Annotated in this window: 24 protein-coding genes and 2 pseudogenes; 12 read left to right on the top strand and 14 right to left on the bottom strand. The window is 63.8% G+C overall.

Translation table 11 applies throughout. The features are described from left to right. Positions 1–12: 12 nt before the first annotated feature. Positions 13–6,309 (bottom strand): HAMP domain-containing protein, encoded by a 6,297-nt coding sequence (locus tag IVA91_RS13785; RefSeq protein WP_247279144.1) that lies wholly within the window; start codon positions 6,307–6,309, stop codon positions 13–15. A 282-nt stretch (positions 6,310–6,591) separates the two neighbouring features. Here IVA91_RS13785 and IVA91_RS13780 point away from each other — a divergent pair, with 282 nt between their 5' ends. Beyond that, complete coding sequence (locus tag IVA91_RS13780; protein WP_247279145.1) at positions 6,592–6,885, top strand: hypothetical protein; 294 nt, start codon at positions 6,592–6,594, stop codon at positions 6,883–6,885. Positions 6,886–6,892: 7 nt separating this feature from the next. Here IVA91_RS13780 and IVA91_RS13775 read toward each other — a convergent pair whose 3' ends face one another. Further along, positions 6,893–7,405 carry a DUF4142 domain-containing protein gene (locus IVA91_RS13775; protein ID WP_247279146.1) on the bottom strand — a complete coding sequence of 171 codons (513 nt, stop codon included), beginning with the start codon at positions 7,403–7,405 and terminating at the stop codon, positions 6,893–6,895. 93 nt (positions 7,406–7,498) lie between these two features. Here IVA91_RS13775 and IVA91_RS13770 point away from each other — a divergent pair, with 93 nt between their 5' ends. The 3 genes from IVA91_RS13770 to IVA91_RS13765 all read left to right on the top strand — a co-directional run bounded on the left by IVA91_RS13770 (position 7,499) and on the right by IVA91_RS13765 (position 8,226). Next, positions 7,499–7,693 (top strand): hypothetical protein, encoded by a 195-nt coding sequence (locus IVA91_RS13770; protein WP_247279147.1) that lies wholly within the window; start codon positions 7,499–7,501, stop codon positions 7,691–7,693. A 118-nt stretch (positions 7,694–7,811) separates the two neighbouring features. Next, positions 7,812–7,943 (top strand): hypothetical protein, encoded by a 132-nt coding sequence (locus tag IVA91_RS36815; RefSeq protein WP_256464595.1) that lies wholly within the window; start codon positions 7,812–7,814, stop codon positions 7,941–7,943. Between the two features lie 79 nt (positions 7,944–8,022). Continuing rightward, positions 8,023–8,226 (top strand): hypothetical protein, encoded by a 204-nt coding sequence (locus tag IVA91_RS13765; RefSeq protein ID WP_247279148.1) that lies wholly within the window; start codon positions 8,023–8,025, stop codon positions 8,224–8,226. A gap of 135 nt (positions 8,227–8,361) precedes the next feature. Here the strand turns inward: IVA91_RS13765 and IVA91_RS13760 are convergent, their stop codons facing one another. From IVA91_RS13760 to IVA91_RS13725, 8 genes and pseudogenes are all read right to left on the bottom strand, one after another. Beyond that, on the bottom strand, positions 8,362–8,610 hold the full coding sequence (locus tag IVA91_RS13760) for a hypothetical protein (protein ID WP_247279149.1): 249 nt from the start codon (positions 8,608–8,610) through the stop codon (positions 8,362–8,364). 234 nt (positions 8,611–8,844) lie between these two features. Continuing rightward, a complete protein-coding gene (locus tag IVA91_RS13755; protein WP_247279150.1) occupies positions 8,845–9,363 on the bottom strand; it encodes a DUF3147 family protein in 519 nt (172 codons plus the stop codon). After that, positions 9,363–9,710: a DUF3147 family protein gene (locus IVA91_RS13750; protein ID WP_247279151.1), complete on the bottom strand. Its 348-nt coding sequence runs from the start codon at positions 9,708–9,710 to the stop codon at positions 9,363–9,365. Before IVA91_RS13750 ends, IVA91_RS13755 begins: the two co-directional genes overlap by 1 nt. Then, the gene (locus IVA91_RS13745; protein WP_247279152.1) at positions 9,707–10,294 is read right to left on the bottom strand and encodes a phosphatase PAP2 family protein; all 588 of its coding nucleotides are present in this window, start codon (positions 10,292–10,294) and stop codon (positions 9,707–9,709) included. The genes IVA91_RS13750 and IVA91_RS13745 overlap by 4 nt, the downstream gene beginning before the upstream one ends. A 96-nt stretch (positions 10,295–10,390) precedes the next feature. After that, positions 10,391–10,561: pseudogene (locus tag IVA91_RS13740) on the bottom strand (NAD(P)-dependent oxidoreductase); the annotation flags it as partial. A 401-nt stretch (positions 10,562–10,962) separates the two neighbouring features. Continuing rightward, positions 10,963–11,514, bottom strand: a complete 552-nt coding sequence (locus IVA91_RS13735) for a DUF4142 domain-containing protein (protein WP_247279153.1) — start codon at positions 11,512–11,514, stop codon at positions 10,963–10,965. Between the two features lie 85 nt (positions 11,515–11,599). Further along, complete coding sequence (locus IVA91_RS13730) at positions 11,600–11,827, bottom strand: hypothetical protein (RefSeq protein WP_130212842.1); 228 nt, start codon at positions 11,825–11,827, stop codon at positions 11,600–11,602. Positions 11,828–11,835: 8 nt separating this feature from the next. After that, a complete protein-coding gene (locus IVA91_RS13725) occupies positions 11,836–13,623 on the bottom strand; it encodes a thiamine pyrophosphate-requiring protein (protein ID WP_247279154.1) in 1,788 nt (595 codons plus the stop codon). Positions 13,624–13,767: 144 nt separating this feature from the next. Between IVA91_RS13725 and IVA91_RS13720 the strand changes: the two genes are divergently transcribed. From IVA91_RS13720 to IVA91_RS13685, 8 genes and pseudogenes are all read left to right on the top strand, one after another. Further along, a complete protein-coding gene (locus tag IVA91_RS13720; protein WP_247279330.1) occupies positions 13,768–14,142 on the top strand; it encodes a PRC-barrel domain-containing protein in 375 nt (124 codons plus the stop codon). A 14-nt stretch (positions 14,143–14,156) separates the two neighbouring features. Further along, positions 14,157–14,315: a hypothetical protein gene (locus IVA91_RS13715; RefSeq protein WP_247279155.1), complete on the top strand. Its 159-nt coding sequence runs from the start codon at positions 14,157–14,159 to the stop codon at positions 14,313–14,315. Positions 14,316–14,506: 191 nt separating this feature from the next. Beyond that, positions 14,507–15,661, top strand: coding sequence for an HlyD family secretion protein (locus IVA91_RS13710; protein WP_247279156.1), 1,155 nt, complete (start codon positions 14,507–14,509; stop codon positions 15,659–15,661). After that, positions 15,658–17,276, top strand: a pseudogene (locus IVA91_RS13705) (DHA2 family efflux MFS transporter permease subunit). Before IVA91_RS13710 ends, IVA91_RS13705 begins: the two are co-directional and overlap by 4 nt. Positions 17,277–17,374: 98 nt before the next feature. Next, a complete protein-coding gene (locus tag IVA91_RS13700; protein WP_247279157.1) occupies positions 17,375–18,376 on the top strand; it encodes a nitronate monooxygenase family protein in 1,002 nt (333 codons plus the stop codon). Positions 18,377–18,480: 104 nt separating this feature from the next. Then, the gene (locus tag IVA91_RS13695; protein ID WP_247279158.1) at positions 18,481–18,900 is read left to right on the top strand and encodes a hypothetical protein; all 420 of its coding nucleotides are present in this window, start codon (positions 18,481–18,483) and stop codon (positions 18,898–18,900) included. Positions 18,901–19,090: 190 nt separating this feature from the next. Next, on the top strand, positions 19,091–20,665 hold the full coding sequence (locus IVA91_RS13690; protein WP_247279159.1) for an alkaline phosphatase D family protein: 1,575 nt from the start codon (positions 19,091–19,093) through the stop codon (positions 20,663–20,665). Between the two features lie 133 nt (positions 20,666–20,798). Then, the gene (locus IVA91_RS13685; protein ID WP_247279160.1) at positions 20,799–21,617 is read left to right on the top strand and encodes an aldo/keto reductase; all 819 of its coding nucleotides are present in this window, start codon (positions 20,799–20,801) and stop codon (positions 21,615–21,617) included. Between the two features lie 67 nt (positions 21,618–21,684). Here the strand turns inward: IVA91_RS13685 and IVA91_RS13680 are convergent, their stop codons facing one another. The 4 genes from IVA91_RS13680 to IVA91_RS13665 form a co-directional block, all read right to left on the bottom strand. After that, complete coding sequence (locus IVA91_RS13680; protein ID WP_247279161.1) at positions 21,685–21,918, bottom strand: hypothetical protein; 234 nt, start codon at positions 21,916–21,918, stop codon at positions 21,685–21,687. An 86-nt stretch (positions 21,919–22,004) separates the two neighbouring features. Beyond that, positions 22,005–22,457 carry a hypothetical protein gene (locus tag IVA91_RS13675; protein ID WP_247279162.1) on the bottom strand — a complete coding sequence of 151 codons (453 nt, stop codon included), beginning with the start codon at positions 22,455–22,457 and terminating at the stop codon, positions 22,005–22,007. Positions 22,458–22,772: 315 nt separating this feature from the next. Then, positions 22,773–24,005: a PLP-dependent aminotransferase family protein gene (locus IVA91_RS13670; RefSeq protein WP_247279163.1), complete on the bottom strand. Its 1,233-nt coding sequence runs from the start codon at positions 24,003–24,005 to the stop codon at positions 22,773–22,775. A gap of 52 nt (positions 24,006–24,057) precedes the next feature. Further along, positions 24,058–24,585: a DUF3124 domain-containing protein gene (locus IVA91_RS13665; RefSeq protein WP_247279164.1), complete on the bottom strand. Its 528-nt coding sequence runs from the start codon at positions 24,583–24,585 to the stop codon at positions 24,058–24,060. Positions 24,586–24,617 lie beyond the last annotated feature (32 nt).

Here is a 24,617-nt window from a genome sequence, read left to right as displayed (position 1 = left end):
CGCGGATCCAACTCAGCGGTGCAGCCACATGCGGATCGCAAGCAGCAATTGATCGGTGTTGACGGGTTTGGCGAGATAGTCGGACGCGCCGGCCTCCAGGCATTTCTCACGATCACCCTTCATCGCTTTGGCGGTCAGCGCGATGATCGGCAATCGCGCGAAGGCCGGGTTCTCGCGGATCACACCCATGGTCTGATAGCCATCCATCTGCGGCATCATGATGTCCATCAGCACGATGGCGATTTCCGGATTGGATTCGACCAGCGCGACCGCCTCGCTGCCGGTCGTGGCCGTCAACACCTTCATGCCGCGCCGTTCCAACACGCTCGACAGCGCGAAGATGTTACGGGCATCGTCGTCGACGAGCAGGGCCGTCTTGCCGATCAGGTCCTCGTCGGAACTGTTCAGCTTCTCCAGCATGCGCTGCTTCTCGACCGGTAGTTCCGTGATGACACGGTGCAGGAACAGCGCGGTCTCGTCGAGCAGGCGCTCCGGCGATTCCACGCCCTTGACCACGATGCTGCGCGCCATGGTGTGGAGTTCTGCATCCTCCTCCGCCGAGAGCTCGCGGCCGGTGAACACCACGACCGGAATGTTCGACAGCGCCTCGTCATTGCGGATCTCGTCGAGCACCTCGAAGCCGCTCATGTCCGGCAGCCGCAGGTCGAGCACCACGCAATCGCAAGGCTGCTCGCGCAGCGTCGAGAGCGCGCCGGCACCGGTGTCGGTAACCACGATCTCGATGTCGTCGTGGTGCAGCAGCTCGCGGATCGAGAGTTGTTCGGCCTCGTTGTCCTCGACGATCAGGAGTCGCTTGCGCCGCGGCCGCGCATATTCCTTGATCTGCGTCAGCGCGGCGGAGACGCCTTCCGTCGTCGTCGGCTTGTTGACGAAGGAGAAGGCCCCCCGCGCCAGCGCGTGCTGGCGGTCCTCGTCGAGCGTGATGATCTGGACGGGAATGTGGCGGGTCAGCGGATTGTGCTTGAGCTGGCTCAGCACCGTCCAGCCCAGCACGTCGGGCAGGAACACGTCGAGGGAGACGGCCGTCGGCTGGTACTGTTTGGCGAGCTCCAGCGCTTCGGCACCGCGGGCCGCAACCAGGACCTTGAAGCCCTTGTCGCGGGCGAGATCGACCAGCACGCGCGCATAGTGCGGATCGTCCTCCACAATCAGGAGGATGGTGTCGCCCGGCTCGATGTTGAGGCGGTCGTCGGGAAGCTGCTCGATGACGCGCTGCTGGTCAGGCGCGGCCGGCTGTAGCGCCGGCGGCTGGGTGTGTTGCTGTGGCGCGGGCGCAGCACGCGGTGCGAGCGTCGGGCCGGAATATTTCAACGGCAGATAAATCGTGAAGGACGAGCCCTTGCCCGGCGAACTGCGCAGGTGGATTTCGCCGCCCAGTAGGCTTGCGAGCTCGCGGCTGATCGCAAGCCCGAGGCCCGTGCCGCCATATTTGCGGCTGGTGCCGGCGTCAGCTTGTTGGAACGCTTCGAAGATCAGTTTCTGCTTCTCCAGGGGAATGCCGATGCCGGTATCGGACACCTCGAACGCGATCACGGCTGGTGCGGAGTTCAGTACCGGATGATCCGTCCCCCAGCCGCCGACCGCGCTGGCGACCTTCAGGCGCACCTCGCCTTCGGCGGTGAACTTGAAGGCATTGGAGAGCAGGTTCTTCAGCACCTGTTGCAGGCGCTTGGAGTCGGTGACGATGCTGCGGGGCAGGTTCGGATCGATGTCGATCTTGAACGACAGATTGCGGTTTTCCGCCTCGTGCCGGAACGGCCGGCCCACGGTCTCGAGCAGATTCGCGGTCAGGATTTCCTCGGCGTCGACCGTGACCGTGCCGGACTCGATTTTGGACAGATCGAGAATGTCGCTGATGAGATTGAGCAGGTCGGTGCCGGCGCCGTGGATGGTGCGGGCGAATTCGACCTGCTTGGCCGAGAGGTTGCCGTCCGGATTGTCGGTGAGCTGCTGTCCGAGGATCAGGATCGAGTTCAGCGGCGTGCGCAGCTCGTGGCTCATATTGGCCAGGAATTCGGACTTGTACTTCGAAGTTAGCGCGAGCTCGGTCGCCTTTTCCTCCAGCGCGCGGCGGGCCTGCTCGATCTCCTGGTTCTTGCGCTCGACCTCGACGTTGCGCTCGGCGAGCTGCTGCGCCTTCTGTTCGAGCTGGTCGTTGGTTTGCTGCAATTCGCGCTGCTGCGTCTGCAGCTCGCCGGCGAGCTGCTGCGACTGCTTGAGCAGGCCTTCGGTCTGCATCGTCGCCTCGATCGAGTTGAGCACGATGCCGATGGAGTCGGTGAGCTGCTCCAGGAACGTCATCTGCGATGTCGTGAACGATGTCAGCGAAGCAAGTTCGATCACGGCCTTGACCTGGCTCTCGAACAGCACCGGCAGCACCACCAGGTTCTTCGGCGCGACACGAAGCAGCGCCGAGTTGATCGGCACCACGTCAGGCGGAATGTCGGCGACCACGCGCGGCCGCTTGTCGAGGGCGCACTGGCCGATCAGGCCTTCGCCGAACTGAAGCACGCGCTGATAGGGATAGATGCCGTCGCTGGCGTAAGAAGCGAGCAGCAGGAGCTGCGGATCGTTCTCGTTCTCGACCTGGTAGATCACGCCGGTATGGGCGTTCACCAGTGGCGACAATTCGGTGAGCAGCAGCCGGCCGACGGTGGTGAGGTCACGCTGGCCCTGGAGCATGTTGGTGAATTTCGCGAGGTTGGTCTTCAGCCAGTCCTGCTCGGTGTTCACGTCCGTCGTCAGACGGAGATTCGTGATCATCGTGTTGATGTTGTCTTTCAGCTCAGCGACTTCGCCGCGGGCGTCGACCTGGATCGAGCGCGTCAGGTCGCCTTTGGTCACGGCAGTCGCGACTTCCGCGATCGCGCGCACCTGTGAGGTCAGGTTGGCCGCGAGCAGGTTGACGTTGCCGGTCAGGTCCTTCCAAGTGCCGGCGGCGCCGGGCACGTTGGCCTGGCCGCCGAGGCGGCCCTCGACGCCGACCTCGCGCGCCACCGACGTCACCTGATCGGCGAAGGTAGCAAGCGTCTCGGTCATGTTGTTGATGGTGTCGGCGAGCGCCGCGACCTCGCCCTTCGATTTCACGGTGAGGTTCTGCTTCAGATCGCCGTTGGCGACGGCTGTGACGACCTTGACGATGCCGCGGACCTGTTCGGTCAGGTTTGCCGCCATGAAGTTCACCGTGTCGGTGAGATCCTTCCAGGTGCCGGCGACGCCGGGCACCTGCGCCTGTCCGCCGAGCTTGCCTTCGGTGCCGACCTCGCGCGCCACGCGCGTGACTTCGCCGGCGAAGGCATTGAGCTGGTCCACCATGGTGTTGATGGTGTTCTTCAGCTCGAGGATTTCGCCCTTCACGTCGACCGTGATCTTGCGCGAGAGGTCGCCGCGCGCGACCGCCGTGGTGACTTCGGCGATGTTGCGGACTTGCGTGGTGAGGTTCGCGGCGAGCAGGTTGACGTTGTCGGTGAGGTCCTTCCAGGTGCCGCCGACGCCGGGCACGACGGCCTGACCGCCGAGCCGGCCTTCGGTGCCGACCTCGCGCGCCACGCGCGTGACTTCGGCGGCGAAGGAGCGGAGCTGCTCGACCATGGTATTCAGCGTGTCCTTCAAGAGAAGGATTTCGCCGCGCACATCCACCGTGATCTTCTTCGAGAGGTCGCCGCCGGCGATCGCGGTCGCGACCTCGGCGATGTTGCGGACCTGGGCCGTCAGGTTGGAGGCCATGAAGTTGACGTTGTCGGTGAGGTCCTTCCAGGTGCCGGCGACGCCGGGCACTTCGGCCTGACCGCCGAGCTTGCCTTCGGTGCCGACCTCGCGAGCCACGCGCGTGACCTCGCCCGCAAAGCCATTGAGCTGGTCCACCATGGTATTGATGGTGTTCTTCAGCTCGAGGATTTCGCCCTTCACGTCCACCGTGATCTTGCGCGACAAGTCGCCTCGCGCCACGGCGGTGGTGACTTCGGCGATGTTGCGGACCTGGGCCGTGAGGTTGCCCGCCATCGAGTTCACGCTGTCGGTGAGGTCCTTCCAGGTGCCGGCGACGCCGGGCACGTTGGCTTGACCACCCAGGCGGCCTTCGGTGCCGACCTCGCGCGCCACGCGCGTCACCTCGCCCGCGAAGCGGTTGAGCTGGTCGACCATCGTGTTCAGGGTGTCCTTGAGCTGTAGGATCTCGCCGCGCACGTCCACGGTGATCTTGCGCGAGAGATCGCCGCCGGCGATCGCGGTCGCGACTTCGGCGATGTTGCGCACCTGGGCGGTCAAATTGCCCGCCATCGAGTTCACGGAATCGGTCAGATCCTTCCAGGTGCCGGCGACGCCGGGCACGCCGGCCTGGCCGCCGAGCTTGCCGTCGGTGCCGACCTCGCGGGCGACGCGCGTCACTTCGCCGGCGAAGGCGTTGAGCTGGTCCACCATGGTGTTGAGCGTTTCCTTCAGCTGAAGGATTTCGCCCGATACGTTCACGGTGATCTTCTTCGACAAATCGCCCTTCGCCACCGCGGTCGCGACTTCGGCGATGTTGCGGACCTGTCCGGTCAGGTTCGAGGCCATCGAATTGACGCTATCGGTGAGGTCTTTCCAGGTGCCGCCGACGCCGCGCACGACGGCCTGGCCGCCGAGCTTGCCTTCGGTGCCGACCTCGCGCGCCACGCGCGTCACCTCACCGGCGAAGGCGTTGAGCTGGTCCACCATGGTGTTGATGGTGTCCTTCAGCTCCAGGATCTCGCCGCGCACGTCCACGGTGATCTTCTTCGACAGGTCGCCGCCGGCGACCGCCGTTGTCACCTCCGCGATGTTGCGGACCTGCGCAGTCAGGTTCGAGGCCATCGAGTTGACGCTCTCGGTCAGGTCCTTCCAGGTGCCGGCGACGCCGAGCACGTTGGCCTGACCGCCGAGCCGCCCCTCGGTGCCGACCTCGCGGGCGACGCGCGTCACTTCGCCGGCGAAGGCGTTGAGCTGATCGACCATCGTGTTGAGCGTCTCCTTCAGCTGAAGGATCTCGCCCGAGACGTTGACGGTGATCTTCTTCGACAGATCGCCGCTCGCGATCGCGGTGGCGACATCGGCGATGTTGCGGACCTGTGCGGTCAGGTTCGACGCCATGAAGTTGACGTTGTCGGTGAGGTCCTTCCAGGTGCCGGCGACGCCGGGCACCTGGGCCTGGCCGCCGAGCTTGCCTTCGGTACCGACCTCGCGTGCGACGCGTGTCACTTCGGAGGCGAACGAATTGAGCTGGTCCACCATGGTGTTGATGGTGTCTTTCAGCTCCAGGATCTCGCCGCGCACATCCACGGTGATCTTGCGCGACAGGTCGCCGCGCGCCACGGCAGTCGTCACGTTGGCGATGTTGCGCACCTGGGCGGTCAGATTACCGCACATCGCGTTGACGCTATCGGTGAGGTCCTTCCAGGTGCCGGCGACGCCGGGCACGATCGCCTGGCCGCCGAGCTTGCCGTCGGTGCCGACCTCGCGCGCCACGCGCGTCACTTCGGAGGCGAAGGAGCGGAGCTGATCCACCATCGTGTTGATGGCTTCCTTGAGCTGGAGGATTTCGCCGCGGACGTCGACGGTGATCTTCTTCGACAGGTCGCCATTGGCGACCGCGATCGTCACCTCGGCGATGTTGCGAACCTGGTTGGTCAGGTTGTTCGCCATCGAGTTGACGCTCTCGGTGAGGTCCTTCCAGACGCCGGTCACCTCGGGCACCTGAGCCTGGCCGCCGAGCTTGCCTTCGGTGCCGACCTCGCGCGCCACGCGCGTCACCTCGGAGGTGAACACGCCGAGCTGCTTGATCATGGTGTTAACGATGGTCGCCGACTGCAAGAACTCGCCGCGCAGGGGGCGGCCGTCGACGTCGAGCTTGACGGTCTGGAGCAGATCGCCTTGCGCCACCGCCGCGACTGCACGCGTCACCTCACGGGTCGGCCACAACAGGTCATCGATCAGCGTGTTGACGGACCCTTCCATGTCGGCCCAAGAGCCAGATGCGAGGCCGAATTTCACGCGCTGGCGGGTCTTGCCCTCGCGGCCGACCACCTGGCCGACCAGCTCGAGCTGCTGCGCCATGCGCTGATTGGCGGCGATGATTTCGTTAAAGGTGTCGGCGATCTTACCGTCGATGCCGAGATAATCGCCGCTCATCCGCACGGAGAAATCGCCGCTGCGCATTGCCTGCAAAGCGAGCAGCAATTCCGCCCGGGAATCCGGATCCGACGTACCGTTGGTCTTTGGCTTTGGGACGCGACGACCGGAGCGTGATGCAGTTCCGGGATCGAGGTCGCTCATACTGATTCCCCCGCAGGCGCCGGCCGAATCTATGGCAAGACGCGTTTGGTCAAAATAGAGCGTCAGCCAAATTCGAAATCAAGCGCCAAGGTTGCGGCGCACCGAAAATGGAACCTGCTTTGCTCAGCCCAATAGCATTAACTGCGAACAGTCGGATCGGTTCCACGAAAATTCCGAGAATTCGGCCCTCGGCGGACACCATGGATTAGCGCCTCGCGCACCACGCCTTTCGGAACGGAGCGGCACCCCTGCGGTTAGCCCGCAAAGATAGGGAGAGCGCAGATGAAAGCTGGATTGGCCGTGGTGGTCGTCATGTTGCTTGCCGGATCGGCCTTCGCCCAGGGCGGGGCGCCCAGCGGCCGAGGGGCCGTGACGGGCGATCCCGCCGCCAGCTCGGCCACGCCTCAGGCGGATACGCCGACCACGGGGACGGCGACCCGATCCAACCCGAGCGGGAGCGGCACGTCCACCTCGGGCGGCAGGGATGACAATGGCGATGCGGGCCGGGACAGGATGCCGGAGAGCAACCGGACTGTGCGGCCGGAGAGTCAGCAACATCATCCGAACGACAAATAAAAGACGGCTACTTGTCCGCCATAGTGCGCTCGGCCGCCTTGACCTGCGCACGCAGCGTCGGGAGCTGCTCGCGCGCCAGCGCTGCAAGCGCAGGATTGTCGGGCGCCTTCAGATAGCGTTCGAGCAGGTTGATGGCCGCTTCATATTCGGGAATCTGCGAGGCATAAAAGCTTCGGACGTAAGTTGGTCCGTCCGAAGTTTCGGGTTCGACGAGGCTCGCGCTCGCCGAGGCGGTCTTGCTGACGCGCGGCTCCGCACCGATGGTCTCTTGGATCTGTTTCAGCGCCTTGTCGCGCTTGGCCGCTTCTTCGGCGCGTAGCGCGGCAAGGTTCTTGACCTCCGTGTTGCCCTTCAGGTCGGTGCTCTCAAGCAGACCCTGCTGGAAGCGGCTGAAGGCGTAGAGGCCGCTGATGACGTCGATTGCGCTCGGCGTGGGCTCACCAAGCTGTCGCTCGCCAGTGCTATCGGCAGGCGCTGCGGTGCTGACGCACACCAGGACTATCGCGACGAGAACTCGCATCGATATCAATGACGGATGACGTGCGAAGTTCCCCGAACGTTACGATCCGGTAAGGGCATTGCGACCCGAGAGTTCCGCCCCCACGTCTTCGGTATGAAACAGTCTGACATTTTCAGGGACAACGCCGACAATTGTCTTCAGCTCGCCGAGCGCGCGGAAGGGCAACCCGCTTATAAGCGCTATTCGCGCATGGCGGATGCCTGGACTGCACTTGCGAGGGAGCAGGATTGGCTCGATGGAGAAATCCCGCCCGTGAGGGTCCATATCCCTCAAAAGCTGGATAGGTAGACGCTCTCGTCCTGGTGAAGCCGCGTGTGAGACCGCGCACGGAATGCAAGAGACCAATCCAGGATCATCCGTGAGTAGTCGATCGCGTTGCTTTTCGATTCCAGAAGGAGGTTTCGCAATGGCTCCACGTCTGGTTCTTCTTTCACTGATTCTCGCTTTTGGCGTTTCGGTCGCCTTCGCGACGGTCACGACCGTGCGGCAGGTGCATCTGGAAAATGCATCGGCTGCGGTCCACTCGGCGCGCAGTTAGCGTCGGGGGCTCCCGCCCGGAACAATCGACGTGCCCGCGCGTAACCGCTGCGAAACATCAAGAGAGGCGAGAGCAGATCATGGCCCATTCCGACCACGGAATCGTCAAGGACAAGCGGGCGGAGGAGCAGCCGCGTGACAAGCAGCGTGCGCAATCCGTGCACAAGAGCGATCCCAAAGGCTCACCGTCGCGGGAAGCGACACGCGATCCCAAGCTGAACGACAATGGCAAAACACCGGGCGCCGGCGCGATGCCTGACGATTCAGGAGATGCAACAGGCTAGTTCTCGGGAGGAACGAATCTCCGCGGGAAGAGTCGACGGATTGCTTCCGGTTGTCATGCCCCCGGTGCGCCGGAAGCAATCTCCAAGGACGGCCCTGGCACCCCCGTGCCGGGGTCGTTTGTTTTGTGGACCGTCCTATGGGTTAGTCTCGCCGTCCGGCTCGCCCTGAACATGTCCGCCGGGTCCGCGGCCGAATACGCCGAAATTGCTCGACTTCACGCCGGCTGCCGGATCGACATCCGCTGCGGCCAGCCCGAACTTGAGGAGTTCGCGGACCGCTGCCGCTCGGGTCGGCATGCGATGTTTGAACCGGAAATCGTCAACAGCGGTCAACTCTTCCGGCGAGAGCATGACCTGAAGGCGTTCGGCGCGAAGGTCGTTCATGGTCGATCATGCAAATTGAGCAAGTTGAGTAGTTTACTCAATGGACGAACTAAGTAGGAGTTCCATAAGAGTCAGAAAAATCATCCCTGAAGCTATAAACATCAGCAAAATCAATAATTTGATATTGAGACCAGTTGTGCGCTGGCGCATTTCCTGACGGACGAAGTCAGGTTGTCCCGCGAGCTTTCTGTAGAGACAGAAGCACAGAAGCCGGTGCGTCCGAGCCCCCAGAGGTTATTTAAGGACGTGAGCACCCCGTTTCCTGATGCTACGGCAAGAAGCTCCAGCCGCTCGTTGATCGTGCCCGCGCTCGGGCTGCGGGCGATTTGAGGTGGTGCGCAGCTTCCGCCTCAACCACCATGCTGACACGGCCACCATTACCCAGGCTAGGATGGCGGCCGCGAATGCCCCGGTGATGCTTGCCGACACCACGGCGTAGAAAGCCGCTGCGAACGCTGCGAGGCCGATACTTCCGAGGCCGGCGCCCGCAGCGTCCAACGCTGCGGCCTGCTGCCCGCGTCTTCGCCCGCTGAATCCGGCTTTTTCCTTGGCGCGGCGCTCATGGCGTTCGATCAGCGTCGCGCTGGCACAGAAGATGGCGGGAAGCGCGAGAAACAGTCCGCCGATCGCGAGGCCAAAATGGCTGCCGATGAGGCCTGCCGCTACCGTCGCGAGGCCGCCCAGCACGAAGCGCACGACGTATTCGTACCAATGCGTCTGCTTCAGCGCGGATGATGACAGCTTGACCAGCATCAGGCGGCGCCTCCGAAACCCGCGAGCAGGCCGAAGGCGACCACGAGCCAAACCAAAAATGCGAGGATGGTGGCCGGCAGCGCCGCGAGACGAAATCTCATCAGCAGGTGGCAGACGGCGAGGCTGTAGCAGCCGAGGGCGACAGCGCCGTAGATCATCGTCCAGCTCTCGGCCGCGGCATATTGCGGGCCGTGCTGAACGACCGCGATGCCAAGCGTGGCGAGTGCGACCGACGGCGCCGCGCCGAGAAGCCCGGCAAAGCTCTTCGGCTTGAGCATGTCTCCGAAGATCGCGAAGGCGGAGACGATGAGGCCGCCCGCGACGAAGCGCAGGAGATATTCCGTCATGGCCCTACTCGCGAGGCTTGATGCCGCTGCCGCTGCGATTTTCCGAACGTAAATGGCCTGAACAGTCGCTCGACGACGATTCCGAGGGTGAACCCCGCCACCACGTCGCTGGCCCAATGTGCAAGCACCGCGACGCGCGTCAACGACAGCGCCACGGCAAGGGAGCGCACCAGCCGGCGGGGAGCGGGGGCCAGCAGCCCAGCCGCCGAGGCGAGCGCGCCCATGTGCAGAGCGTGGCCGGACGGAAACGCATCACGTGGCTTTCCGGAGATAGGGATACCGTGCAAATGGCCGCGCAGCGTCAGGCGATCGGGTCTTGTCTGATCGAACACGGACTTTAGCAGGTGCGGGAGCACTGCAGTGGCCACGGAAACTGCCAATACGTGATTTGCAGCAGATCGCGCCTCGGGCCGTCGAAGCTGCGCGTAGAGCCATCCAGCCGCGGCGAGCGCAAGCATCACGTGCTCGTCCGCAGCCCACGTCAAAGTCTGCGCGGTTTGCTCGATGCCCGAATTGGTGTTGTCCGCAATCTCGTGTGCGAGCGCCTGATCGATCCGAGTGGGTTTTACTTCTACGAGGGCCATCGGTCTGGCGAGCTATCCTTCATGACTGTTTTGTAAATTCTGTATGACAATGAAGGTTCCAGCGGGCGCCGTTGCGAGGGCTGTCCCGAGCCCCCTCGCGGCGCCGTAGACATCGCCTGTCGCATAGCTTGCGTCTGCCGCGGCAAGCTGCACGTAGATCGAGGCTAGCTCGCCCGGCTGACCGGGACGACCGAGGGATGTCGTGCCGCCGAACTTTTCCAGCTTCTCCATGATGGCGCCGCCGGACACCTGGAGCGGCATCCAGATCGCTCCGGCGCGACGTGTGGCGGGCGAGCCGGCCGGAGCCTTAGTAGCTGGTCTCGCCATGATCCGGCCGCGGCTCCATGTTGCCGGCAGGGCCGGGCAGGGCTGCGAGTGCTTCTTGAACGGCGGCTTCGGATAGCGGCTGACGGGATTGATCAAGTCGTGCTCAGCTGTGGACGTACGTCCTTCCGCCGTTGCTGTGGACGTACGTCCTTCCGCCGTTGCGGAAGCCAGCGAAGCCGCCGCGAGCGTTCCGCTCGCGGCGTGGCAATGTGCCGGCGCGATATCGAAGTGTTGTCTTGCTGCGCCCTGAGGATCTCCGCATTTGCGACCCAAGGTGCGGAGAATGGCATCGTGGCTCAGACGAGGAGGACGCCGGCGGAGCCGCCGTCCTCGGCCGCTGCCTACTTGGACTGACCGACGCTCGGCGCCTTACCGAGCTCCTTGGCCATGTCGAGATGGTGCTTGAGCGCCGGCAGCGTCTTGCCGGCCCAATCCTTCAACGCGGCATTATCGCCGCCCTTAGCATACCGCTCGAACAGGGAGACGGCGTCCTCATGGGCGCTGACCTGGTAGGAATTGTAGTCGGAACTGAAGTCCTTGCCGGTCGCGCTCTTGAGCTTGTCGAGCTTGCTTTGGTGCGAACTGTCGAGCGCCGTCGGCAGCGTCGCCTGGACCTTGCCGTTGCCGACCAGTCCCTTCAGTTCGCTGCTGGTCTTGGTGTGATCGGTCACCATCTGCTGGGCGAACGATTTCTCCTGCGCATTGCCCTTCTGCTCAGCGAGCTTGCCCGACTCGATCTCGAACATGTCGCTGATGGCGACCTCCTTGACGAAGTCGGCGGTTGCCGGCGCGACGCCGAGTGCCGAATTGACGCCGGTCTTCTCGCCCAGCGATTGGGCCAATGCGGGACCTGCGAGAAGCACGCAAGCAATGGCGACGATGGTTCGTTTCATGGTCCGTCTCTCCAATTGTCGCGCGGCCACCTGCCGCGCCGTGTTGCGCCGATCAACACGCCGCGAGGGCCGAGGTTCCTAACGACTAGTCCGTGGGATTACGCCCGGTGCGCGGGTTGATGGGGTCGGTCGGCTTGCGCCGAAGCCGCTCGGGCAGAAACGGCTCGGCCGGCGCGGCGGTGGCGTCGGCGCGCACGTCGGCATGACGCTGTGCCCGCTCATGCGGTGTCCGGTTGTCGTTGAAATGCCACTTCACGTCGACGCCGTCGACCGGGTCGTTGACGCCGTGCTGAATATCGCGGAAGTCACTCATGGTTCACCTCATTGCTTTCCGGGCAGAATCGATTCCAACACCTGCCGCGCAGCTCCCTTGATCATTCCGCTTTCGTTCGGATCGCCCTTCATCAGGGTGAGCGAGAAATTCTTCGCCTGCTGCAAGGTGATGTGCGGCGGCAGCGGCGGCACCTCGGGATCGGTTTTCACTTCCAGGACGACAGGCATATCGCTCGCCAGCGCCTGCTCCCAGGCCGAGCCGAGCAGCTGGGGACAGTCGACGAAGATGCCGCGCAGGCCGATCAGCTCAGCGAAGCGTGAATAGGAGACGTCAGGAATGCGCTGCGAGGCTTCGAACTTGGGATCGCCGTTGATGATGCGCTGCTCCCAAGTGACCTGGTTGAGGTCTTCGTTATTGAAGACGCAGACGATGAAGTGCGGATCTCGCCAAGACCGCCAGTATTTCGCGGCCGTGATCAACTCGGCCATGTTGTTCATCTGCATGGCGCCGTCGCCGACCAATGCGATCACAGGTCGGTCCGGATGGGCATATTTGGCGGCGAGCGCGTAAGGCACCGCAGCACCCATCGAGGCGAGGCCGCCGGAAAGCGAGGCGGTCATGCCGCGGCGCATCTTCAGGTCGCGCGCAAACCAGTTGGCACAGGAGCCGGAATCGCTGGTGATGATGGCGCGGTCGGGCAGGCGCGGAGACAATTCCCAGGCAACGAGCTGCGGATTGACGGGCGCGGCGGGCTGATGCGCGCGGTCGTCCAGCGTTTTCCACCATGTCGCGACATCCTGCTCGATGGCCTTGCGCCAGGCGCCGTCGCTCTTTGGCGCGAGCCGCGGCAGCAACGCGCGCAATGTGTCGGCGGCATCGCCGACGAGACCGACCTCCATCGGAAAGCGGATCGACATCATGCTGGCATCGATATCGATCTGCACGCCGCGCGCCGCACCTTCCTTGGGCAGGAATTCGGCGTAAGGAAAGGCGGAGCCTATCATCAGCAGCGTGTCGCATTCCATCATCATGTTGTAGCTGGGCTCGGTGCCGAGCAGGCCGATCGAGCCGGTGACCCATGGCAGGTCGTCGGGGAGTGCGGCCTTGCCGAGCAGCGCCTTGGCGCAGCCGGCCGATAGCCGGTCGGCGACCGCGATGACTTCATCGGTGGCGCCAAGCGCGCCGGCCCCGACGAGCATCGCAACCTTATTGCCGGCATTGAGGATGTCCGCCGCGCGGTCGAGATCAGCGTCACGCGGCGTGATGCTGGGCGCGCTGTAGCCGATGCCGGAATGCAACGTGCCGTGCGCACGGGGCGGGTCCTCGTAAGGCTCCTCCTGGATGTCGTTTGGCAGGATGATCGCGGTCGGGACTCGTCTCGCCAGGGCGATCCGCACGCCGCGATCGATCAAGTGCCGGACCTGCGCGGGCGAAGAGGCTTGTGCGACATAGGCGCCGGCGACGTCCTTGAACATCGACACCAGGTCAAGTTCCTGCTGGTAGCTCCCACCCAGCGCATTGCGCGCCTGCTGGCCGACGATGGCGAGCACCGGCTGGTGATCCAGCAGTGCATCGTAGAGGCCAGTGACGAGGTGCGAAGCGCCGGGCCCCGAGGTCGCGATACAGACGCCGAGCTGGCCCGAGAATTTCGCGTAGGCGGTCGCCATGAATGCCGCCATCTCCTCGTGCCGCGCCTGCACGAAGCCGATCCTGCCTTCAGCCCGGTTCATGGCGCCGAACACGCCGTTAATGCCGTCTCCGGGGTAACCGAAGATGTGACGCACGCCCCATTGATGCAGGCGCTGAACGATGAAGTCTGAGACGGTCTGAGACATTAGGGGCGGCTCTCTCGGTTCGGACCTGGTTAGACTCAGAGAACCTGTTGTTTTCGGCGATGTTCCTTGGCTCTTGCGGAACCGCGTCGGAACGATCGCTGACCTCGCGCCGTTGATTCACAAATGGCTGAGTGGAGAATTACGATGCTGAATCAGGGTGAACTGGACCAAAACGAGATGGGCCGGCTGATCGGAAGCGACAAGGTCGAAGGAACATCGGTCTATGGGGCCGATCGAAACCGGATCGGTTCAATCGAACGCGTCATGATCGACAAGATCAGCGGCAAGGTCTCTTACGCAGTGCTTGGCTTCGGCGGATTTCTCGGCCTCGGCAATGATCATTACCCGTTGCCCTGGCAGTCCCTGAAATACGACACCGAGCTTGGCGGCTATGTTACCGCGATTACCGCGAAGGATCTGGAAGGCGCTCCGAAATATGGTGAGAAGGCTGAGTGGAACTGGGGTGATGACGCTGCCGTACGCGGTATCAATGCCTATTACGGCGTCCCCTTCGCGTAACAAAGGACGATGCGATGAGTAAGGAACGGCCGACCGATGATCCCCGGACTCAGAACGACTGGGGTTCGCACAGGCAGACGGACAAGCCTTGGAAGGGCAATCCGGAAAAAGAGCAGGGATCGGACAAAGTAAAGCCCGACCTCGAGAAATGGCACGAGACCAAGACGCACTAACGTCCACTTTCCGTAAGAGCGATCGAGAAGCGCAGCGCGGCGGTGCTGCGCTTTTTCTGAGCACCGCATTCACGAATGACAGCGGTGCTCCAGCAAGTCGGAACCATGCTTCGGCGCTGCGGTTGGGCTGCCGGCGCGCAAGCTTGGCTCAATTGGCTTGCGGCCGGTAGTCCCGACAAAAGGTGGTCAGCGTGGATGCTCAAACCCGGGAGCGTCGGCCGTCCGCGGAGCAGCCGCAGCGGACGAAAGAAGCTCCGAGAACGAATCCTGATCGATCCCGCGACGTCAAAGAGCAGTCGGGCGAACCGGCGCCGCCGTTGCGCCCGAGGCTTCGCCAGCATTGGCTGTTAGCAACTGTCGGCGCCATCGTGCTGATCGCGGCGCTCGTCGGCGGTCTGCTCTGCTGGCTTGAGGTCCGCCATTACGAGTCCACCGACGACGCTTTCGTCGCCTCGCGCAGTTTTTCGGTGGCTTCGAAGGTCGGCGGTTACGTGACCGACATCCCGGTCACAGACAACCAGCACGTCAATGCCGGCGACCTTCTCGCCAAGCTCGACGAGCGCGACTATCGCATCGCCATCGATCAAACCAATGCGCAGGTCGCGGCGGCCAAAGCGAACATCGCCAATGTCGGGGCGCAAATCGACTCCCAGCAGGAGCAGATCAAGCAGGCCCAGGCGCAGCTCGAACAGGCTCAGGCGCAACTCCAGTTCTCGCAGGAAGAATTCGCGCGCGCCCAGGATCTGGCCGAAAAGGGAGCCGGAACCGTGCAGCGCCAGCAACAGACCCGTTCCGACCTTCAGGCGCAGCAGGCCAACACCGAGCGCGCCAAGACCGCGGTGACGGCCGCGCAACTGAGCATCAAATCGCTACAAGCGCAGCTCGAAGGCGCCAAGGCGCAGCTCGGGCAATCGCAGGCGCAGCTCGATCAGGCCAAGCTGAACCTGCAATATACCAGCGTCGTTGCGGCGCAGTCCGGTCGCGTCGTCAAGCTCTCCGGCGCGAAGGGCACATTCGTCACCGCCGGGCAGAGCCTGATGATGTTCGTGCCCGACCAGGTGTGGATCGTGGCCAACTATAAAGAGACCCAGCTCAACGACATGCGGCCGGGCCAGCCGGTAGAGATACGCATCGATGCCTATCCCGGCCGCAAGCTGACCGGCCACGTCGATTCGGTGCAACCGGGTTCGGGCACCGCGTTCAGCCTGCTGCCGGCGGAGAATGCCACCGGCAACTACGTCAAGGTGGTGCAGCGTGTGCCGGTAAAGATCGTGGTCGACAACTGGCCGCCCGATCTGCCGGTCGGACCGGGCATGTCGGTCGTGCCCTGGACCAGGGTGCGATGACGGACGTCGCGCAAGGCGGCGCGGCCGCCGGCGGTTGGTCGCCGGAGCGGTCGGCGGCGGGCGGGCACAATCCCTATCTGATCGCCTTCGTGGTCTCGATCGCGACCTTCATGGAGGTGCTCGACACCACCATCGCCAACGTCGCATTGCGCCACATTGCCGGCGGGCTCGCGGTCGGCATCGACGAGAGCACCTACGTCATCACCAGCTATCTCGTCGCCAACGCCATCGTGCTGTCGATCTCGGGCTGGCTGTCGACCGTGATCGGCCGCAAGCGCTTCTACATGATGTGCGTCGCGACGTTCTCGATCGCGTCGCTCCTGTGCGGCTTCGCCTGGAATTTGCAATCGCTGTACTGTTCCGGATCTTGCAAGGCCTTGGTGGCGGCGGCATGGCGACCAGCGAGCAGGCGATCCTCGCCGATTCCTTCCCACCGCATAAGCGTGGTCAGGCCTTTGCCATCTACGGCGTCGCCGTCGTGGTCGCGCCAGTGATCGGGCCGACGCTCGGCGGCTGGATTACCGATACGTATACTTGGCACTGGGTGTTCCTGATCAACGTTCCCATGGGATTGCTGTCGTTGTTCCTGGTCGGCACGCTGGTCAAAGAGCCGTCGGGCGCAGAGGAGGAGAGGGAGAAGCTGCTCAGCAAGGGTCTGCGTGTCGACTATGTCGGTTTCGCCCTCGTCGCGATCGGGCTCGGCTCGCTCGAATTCGTGCTCGACGAAGGCCAACGCAATGACTGGTTCGGATCGAACATGATCGTCGTCTTCGCGGTGCTCGCGACTGTCTCGCTGCTCTCGCTCATTCCCTGGGAGCTGACGCGGGAGCAGCCCATCGTCGACCTTCGCCTGCTTGGCCGGCGTCAGTTCGCCGCCTGCTTCCTCGTCATGCTCGGCACCGGCGCGGTGCTGATCTCGACGACGCAGCTCCTGCCGCAGCTGCTCCAGACCGAGCTGAACTACACCGCGATGCTGGCCGGTCTCGCGTTGTCGCCCGGTGGCGTCGCGACGCTGGTGCTGATGCCGGTGGTCGGCCGCCTCGTCGGCATCGTGCAGCCGAAATATCTCATCATGTGTGGTGCCGCCATCGTCGCGTTCTCGATGTGGCATCTCACCGGGCTGACCGGCGACATCACCTACGGCTACGCTGCGCTGTCGCGCATCTTCCTTGCGCTCGGTCTCCCCTTCCTGTTCCTGCCGGTGACGACCGCCTCCTATGACGGCATCCCGCCGGACAGGACCAACCAGGCCTCGGCGCTGATCAATGTCGCCCGCAATATCGGCGGCTCCATGGGTGTCGCGCTGGCGCAGACCATTCTGGCGCAGCGCCAGCAATTCCACCAGAGCCGCCTGATCGAGCATGCCGCGCCGTCCGATCTCGGCTACCAGCAGACCATCGACGCCATGACGCGTTACTTCCAAGCGCAGGGCTCCAATGCAAGCGATGCCGCGTCGCAGGCGGTCGCATGGGTCGGCAAAACCTTGCAGCAGCAGATCGACCTCCTCGCCTATATCGACGTGTTCTGGACGCTTGCCATTGTCGCCCTGCTGATGATCCCCACCGCAGCCGTGCTCCGCAGGATCGATTTGCGCGCGCCGGCGCGGGGGCACTGACGGGCTCTCCGCCCCGTTCAGAGAGAAAGGGTGACCGCGGCACGAGACTGCGGCTAGACTGAACCTGACATCAAGCAAAGCCCTGGGAGGAAACTGACGTGAAGACCGCGATCACCGAACTGTTCGGCATCGAGCACCCGATCATCCAGGGCGGCATGCATTTCGTCGGCTTTGCCGAGCTGGCCGCCGCCGTCTCCAATGCCGGCGGGCTCGGCATCATCACCGGGCTCACGCAGAAGACGCCCGAGCTGCTGGCCAAGGAGATCGCGCGCTGCCGCGACATGACGGACAAGCCGTTCGGTGTGAATCTCACCTTCCTGCCGACCTTCTCGGCGCCGCCTTATCCGGAATACATCGCGGCCATCGTCGAAGGTGGCATCAAAGCAGTGGAGACCGCGGGCCGCAGCCCGGAAGCATACATGCCGGCGCTGAAGGCGGCCGGCATCAAGGTCATCCACAAATGCACCTCGGTGCGCCACTCCCTGAAGGCGGAGCGGATCGGCTGCGACGCCGTCAGCGTCGACGGCTTTGAATGCGGCGGCCATCCCGGCGAGGACGACATTCCCAACATGATCCTGCTGCCGCGCGCGGCGGAAGAGTTGAAGATTCCCTTCGTCGCCTCTGGCGGCATGGCCGACGGGCGCAGCCTGGTCGCGGCGTTATCACTCGGCGCAGCCGGCATGAACATGGGCACGCGCTTCATCGCCACCAAGGAAGCGCCGGTGCATCAGAACGTCAAGAACGCGCTGGTCGCCGCCACCGAACTCGACACCCGCCTGATCATGCGGGCGCTGCGCAATACCGAGCGCGTCCTGAAGAACGCCAATGTCGATCGCCTGCTCGAGATCGAGCGCGAGAAGGGCACCAAGCTCACCATCGACGACATTCACGACCAGGTCGCGGGTGTCTATCCCAGGATCATGCTGGATGGTCAGATGGACGCGGGCGCCTGGAGCTGCGGCATGGTCGCAGGCCTCATCCACGACATTCCCTCCTGCAAGGAGCTCGTCGACCGCATCATGAGTGAGGCGGAAACCATCATCCGCAGCCGCCTGATGGGGTTCCTGGATGGGACGGAGACGACGCGAAAAGTCGCCTGACTCCGCCAAACTTCTTAACCACGGCGGCAATTGGCCGCTGGAATTGCGCGTGGCGCCTCCTAAATAGGGCTAAATTACCCCTTCATCAATTTCAGGAGGTGCTCGTGGTCCTGAAAAGCGTTCCCTTTGCAATTGCCGTGGCGCTCGTGCTCGCAGGGGCGGACCTCGCGCATGCTGACGGCTACAAGCCTGACGAATATCTGGGTCTCGATCTGTCCAAGGCCGTACTGTCGCCGAAGCGGCTTGGCCCGGAGACGCAGTTCGCGCCGGTCGCTTTGGAGGCACGCGGCGGCAACGAGGCGCAGGCGCGCGCCGAGCCGATGGACGTGCCGAAGAAGGTTGCCGCCGAACGCGTGCACGTGGCCGAGCCCAAGGTCGGGCATGCCCGGAGCGCCCAGCCGCGCGGTACGGCGCGCACCAAACTCTCACATCGCCACGGCAATCCGCTGGACGCGCAGGCAAGGGACACGCGCATCCAGACCTGGCCGTGCCGCTCCGGCGGGATCTGCAACTGGAAGCGTTAGCCGCAGCGCTGCTGCCTCTTCACCTCGCCTCCGCAAGCGGGCGAGGAAGCGCATCTGCACCGTGGTTACGCTTGCCAGTCGAAACCGTCATGCGCGCGTCGCAAAATCGTAGGCGCGAAGTCAAGAAACCGTCAGGATAGAGTCAAGGAGCGCAGGCACCTTTCGTTGCGATTCGACGAAGGTTTCCTGAATGGCAACGCTCCGCGCCGCGCGGGCCTGGACCCGGCGGCAATTTTTGGTCCATTCAACCTCCAGTCTCGCCGTCGCCTCGCTTGGGACGCTCGCAAAGCCGCATCTCAGTCGCGCTGCCGACCGTCCGCAGATCACGAGCGGCATCCAGTCCGGCGATGTCTCTGGCGGCTCCGCCGTGATCTGGGCGCGCGCCGACCGAGCGGCGCGGATGCAGGTGGAGTGCTCGACCCTCGAGAGCTTCAAGGCGATCGTCGCGTTGGCCTCCGGCGATGCGCTGCCCGAGGCCGATTTCACCTCAAAACTGCTGCTGAAGGATCTGCCTCCCGGGCAGGACATCTTCTATCGCGTCCGCTTCGACGACATCGCGACCGGGATTGCCGGCGAAAGCCGCGTCGGCCATTTTCGCACCGCGCCGGCCGCGGGCCAGTCGATCTCGTTCCTGTGGTCCGGCGACACCGCGGGGCAGGGCTGGGGCATCGACGTCTCGCGTGGCGGATATCGCAGCTATCGCACCATGCTCGACAACCGCCCGGATTTCTTCATCCACTCCGGCGACCACATCTATGCGGACTGCACCATTCCTGCCGAACAAAACCTGCCGAACGGCGAAATTTGGCGCAACATCGTCACCGAGGAAAAATCCGAGGTCGCGCACACGCTGGCGCAGTTCCGCGGCAATTACAAATACAACCACCTCGACGAACACTTTCGCGCCTTCCATGCCGAGGTGCCGATGTTCGCGCAGTGGGACGATCACGAGGTCACCAACGACTGGTCGCCGACCGGCAGCTACGACGCCGCCGGTTACGAGCACGACGGCACGCCGCTCTTGGTCGCGCGCGCCCGCCGCGCGTTCTTCGATTTCATGCCGATCCGCGACGTTGGCGCGCGGCAGGGTCGGGTCTGTCGCAAGATCGCTTACGGCCCGCTGCTCGACGTTTTCATGATCGACATGCGGAGTTATCGCGATGGCACCTGGAATAAGGGAAGCGACCATCGCGGCTGGATCCTCGGCACCGAGCAGCTCGCCTGGTTGAAGCGCGAGCTCGCTGCCTCACGCGCGATCTGGAAGGTGATTGCGGCCGATTTGCCGATCGGCCTGATCAGCCTGGACGCCGTTGCGCTCGGCAGTGGGCCGCCCGACCGGCGTGAGCACGAGATCGCCAATCTGCTGGCGTTCATCAAGCGCGCCGGAATCCGCAACATCGTCTGGCTCACTGCCGATATGCACTACACCGCCGCGCACTACTACGATCCTAACAAGGCGCAATTCCAGGACTTCGATCCGTTCTGGGAGTTCGTCTCCGGCCCGCTGCATGCCGGCACCTGGGGCCCGGGCGAACTCGATGACACCTTTGGTCCGGTCGCAATGTACCAGCACGGCTGTAGCGCTGCGCAGGGCGAGAATCTGGCGCCGTGCTTCGGCTTGCAGTTCTTCGGCCGGGTCGACATCGACGGCCGCAGCGGTGTGATGAGAGTGACCTTGAAGGACGTCGAGAATCGCGATCTCTGGTCAGTCGATATCCAGCCGCAGCAGCAGCCACGACCGGCCGTCGTGGCGCAGCATTCGTAGGCCATTAACTCGATCTTGATTGGCCGCCCGGCGTCTCCCGCGCTATGGTCGCTACTCCCGCCACTTCCTTTCCATCAGCGAAGAGTCTGTCACCGCGCGTCTGGCGCGATGAACTACGTCAGGAGTCTGTTTCATGCACCATCTGCAGACACAGGGCATCAGCATGCCCAAGCTCGGCCTCGGCACCTTCCGCATGCAGGGCGATGCCTGCCGCGCCGCGGTCGAGAGCGCGCTGTCGATTGGCTATCGCCACATCGACACCGCCGAGATGTACGCCAATGAGGAGTCGATCGGTTCGGCCATCGCCGCTTCCCGCCTGCCGCGCGGCGAACTGCACGTCACCACAAAAGTCTGGCACGAGAATCTGGTACCGGAGGCGATCCGTCGCGCTTTCGACGCCAGCCTGAAGAAGCTCAGGCTCGACCATGTCGACCTCTATCTCGTGCACTGGCCGTCGAAATTCGCCAATTGGGGCGCGGTGTTCGAGACCCTGATGAAGCTCAAGGAGGAGGGGCGGACGCGGGCGATCGGCGTTGCGAACTTTACCACCGCGCTGCTCAAGATTGCCGTCGAGGACATCAAGGCGCCAATCGCCTGCAACCAGGTCGAATATCACGCCATGCTCGATCAATCGAAGGTGCTGACCTATCTCAATGCCAGGAGCATCCCGCTGGTCGCCTATTGCCCGCTGGCGCAGGGGCGCTTCGCAATGGATCCGGTGCTGAGCGAGATCGGCGTTAAGCACAACGCGACCGCGGCTCAAGTGGCGCTGAAATGGTTGCTCGATCAAGACGGCGTCGTGGCGATCCCGAAGGCGTCGCGGCGCGAGAGCCAGCAGGCCAATCTCGATGCCCTGAAGATCACGCTCGATGATGCCGACCGCGACAAGATCGCCGCACTGCCGAAGGACAGGCGCTGCGTCAATCCCGGCTTCGCGCCGGCGTGGGATTAGCCCTGGAGTGCTTTCGAACGCGCAGAAAATGGCCCCGCCAGGGGCCATCTCCATGCTGCGTTGCGCTTTAGTCCCAGTGATGGTGGCGATGACTGCGCTTGATGACGACGACCTTGTCGCCGCGATGGTGCCAGCCGCGATGCCAGCCATGGTCACGATGCATGCCGTATTCGGCGTGGGCAGCGTACGGGCCGTGATGATGATGACCGCGCTTGATCACCACCGTCTCGGCGCTCGCCAGCGTCGGCGCTGCGATCACGATCGCGCCGAGAGCTGCAACCACATAACCAAGCTTCTTCATGATGTCCTCCTCCAATCGAATGCACATCTAAACCGTGCATGCACGCGAACGTTCCGGAGGAACGGCGGGAGAATTCTGAACGCCTGTTAATCGCAGCGTTGCTGTGCCGGTGTTGGCGCGCCGGTCGCGACGTATTTGCCGTCTCTGATCGTGTACTCGCCGCGCTCGCTGCGATTGTAGGTCGCGCGCAGGCTGCCATCCTTCTGCAAGAGGAGTCCGAATTCGCGCGTCTGATGGAGCGAGGGGAAGAACATCATCACACCGAGCAGGCCTTCGGCATCGACCGTGGCGGAGACGACCTCGCTCTCGTCCTTGGCTTCGCCGAAGTTGCGCCGGTACATCACCCGGCCGTCCTTCCTGATCTCGTAAGTCAATAGCGCGCCCTTGTCGCGGTCGGGCCGAGCCGCGCAGTCGACGGCCCAAGAGCCGAGCAGGCCCCATTGTTCGACCCTTACCGCAAGCGTCTCGGCACGCGCCGCGGACACGAGTGCGACCCACGGCAGCGCAGCCGCGATCCAGCGGCTCAAGCAACGCGTCATGTCCTGGCAAGCCCTCCGCCTCGTAGAATTCCAAAGAAGAGCATCCCTCACGGCCGCCCACGCTGGCTGCCGATCGCGCGCGAATCGGATCCGGGTCAATGAGGCCGGCCGTTTCCGGGTAGCATGCACTTTCCGAAGGCGAACGTGGATAGACCAATGCTGAATCAAGTCGTCAATCTTGCGGGGCGAAGGGATTTTCGAGCGCTACGTCGCCCAGATCGAGGCCGGTAAGGGCAACGTCTCGGTCTTCCTCTTGCTGCCTCTTGCTGCGGCTAGCCTCCGCATCCGCGGCAGCCAGCCCCAGGTGGCTCGGTATCAGGCCCTCTTCTCGACGTTGGCACTGCGGGCCGGTACGCCAAATTCCTTGCGGCAAACCTCGGCCAGTACGGCGACGCCCTCACGGATCTGCTGATGCGTGGGGCTCGCAAAGCAGAGCCTCAGTCGCGAGCTGGAATGGTTCTTGTTGGTCGACCATTCCGGCCCCGGATTGATCGAGACGCCGGCGGCAAGCGCGGCTTGATACAGTTTGAGCGTATCGACCTGGTCGGGCAGTTTCACCCAGAGGAAGATGCCGCCCTTGGGCTCCTCGAACTCGGCCGCCGTCCCGAACTGCTCGTTGAGGGCCTCCATCAACGTATCGAGCTTGGTGCGCAACGCTTTCGTCAGTGCCGGCACATGGCTCGCGAAATGCGGCTTGCAATAGGTCGCGAGCACCATCTGCTCCAGCGCGCCCGAGCCGGCATCGGTCTTCAGCGCCAGCATCCGCGACATCACATCCCAGGGCGCTACGACGAAGCCGACGCGCAGCGCCGGCGCGATCGATTTCGAGAACGAGCCGATATGGATCACGCCGCCGTTTCGGCTCATGGCATGGATCGCCGGCGGCCGCTGCCCGGACCAGACGAGGTCGGCATAGCAATCGTCTTCGAAGATCGGCACGCCGTATTCGGATGACAGGCGCAGCAGCTCGGCGCGTCGGCTCTCCGGCATGATACTGCCGGTCGGGTTCTGCACGGTCGGAATCGTGTAGATGTATTTCGGCCGGATGCCGCGGCTCTTCAGATCGGCGAGCGTGGAGGCCAGCACGTCCATGCGCATGCCGTCCTTGTCGAGGGGGATGCCCACCACGTTCACGCCGAGCCGCGCCAGGCGGGTCAGCGAGCCCTGATAGCTCTCCTGCTCGAAAATGACGGTGTCGCCGCGCGCTAGCAGCGTGGCGTTGACGAGATCGAGCGCCTGAAGCGAGCCGGAGACGATCAGGAGGTCGTCGACCGTGCAGGTGATGCCGGCATCGCGCTTGAGCTTTGTCACCAGGAATTCGCGCAAGGGCAAATACCCCTGAGGTCCATGCGCCAGCCCATAGGTGGCGAGCGAGCGGCCCTCGCGCTGTAGTGCCAGGTTTGTCGCCTCGATCAGGCCCTCGAGCGGCACCTGTTCGGAGTCGTTGTTGCCGCCGACGAAGCTGTATTTGGCAAGGCCCGTCCAGCGCGCGGAGGGGGCAGGCAGCCCCGCGGGAAACAGGGGTGCGAAGTCGAAGCTGGACGTCATGGGCGTTCCTCGTCTTGTTCTTGTTGGGCGGCCGGCGTTGCACCGGCCTGTCTTACTTCTTGCCGGCCGTCCGGGTCGGACGTCCCTGGCTGATGAAAGCGTAATGCGCATTGGCGACGCCGCCAACCATCAAGGCTTCGACCACGGGCTCGGCGATCTCGCTTGTTGCGGCCCAGTCGACGAGAAAATTGGCTCCGGTCCCGCCGCGTACGTCGTCGGTCGGAATGAAGATCGAGACGGTGGCGAGCGGTCTCAAGGCGACCGGCGCCTTCAGATAGCTCTCGACCTGCTTGCCTGCGGTGTCGAAATAGGCGATGCGTTTGACCACCAGCGGCTGGGTCTCGGAGGCGTTGTGCACGCTCAGCGTCACCGAGAAGTCGACACGCAGCTTGCCCTGGCTCATCGCGACGCTGGAATAGGCGGGCACGTAGAACCCGCCGGATACGGCGAGTTCGTCCTTCGGCAGCGCGGTGAGCGAATCGGCAAAGCTTTGTTCGATACTGATTTTCGATTGCGCGGCGGCGGGCACGGCATAGGCGAGGGGGCATAGCAGCATTGCTGCGAAGAGCCCTTCGCGCATGTGACGAATTGCTCGCTTGCCGCACCGCGACC

The organism is Bradyrhizobium sp. 153 (assembly GCF_023073835.1).
Taxonomy (GTDB): Bacteria; Pseudomonadota; Alphaproteobacteria; order Rhizobiales; family Xanthobacteraceae; genus Bradyrhizobium.
The sequence above is the reverse complement of the archived record's forward strand: the minus strand, read 5'-3'. Positions and strand labels throughout refer to the sequence as shown.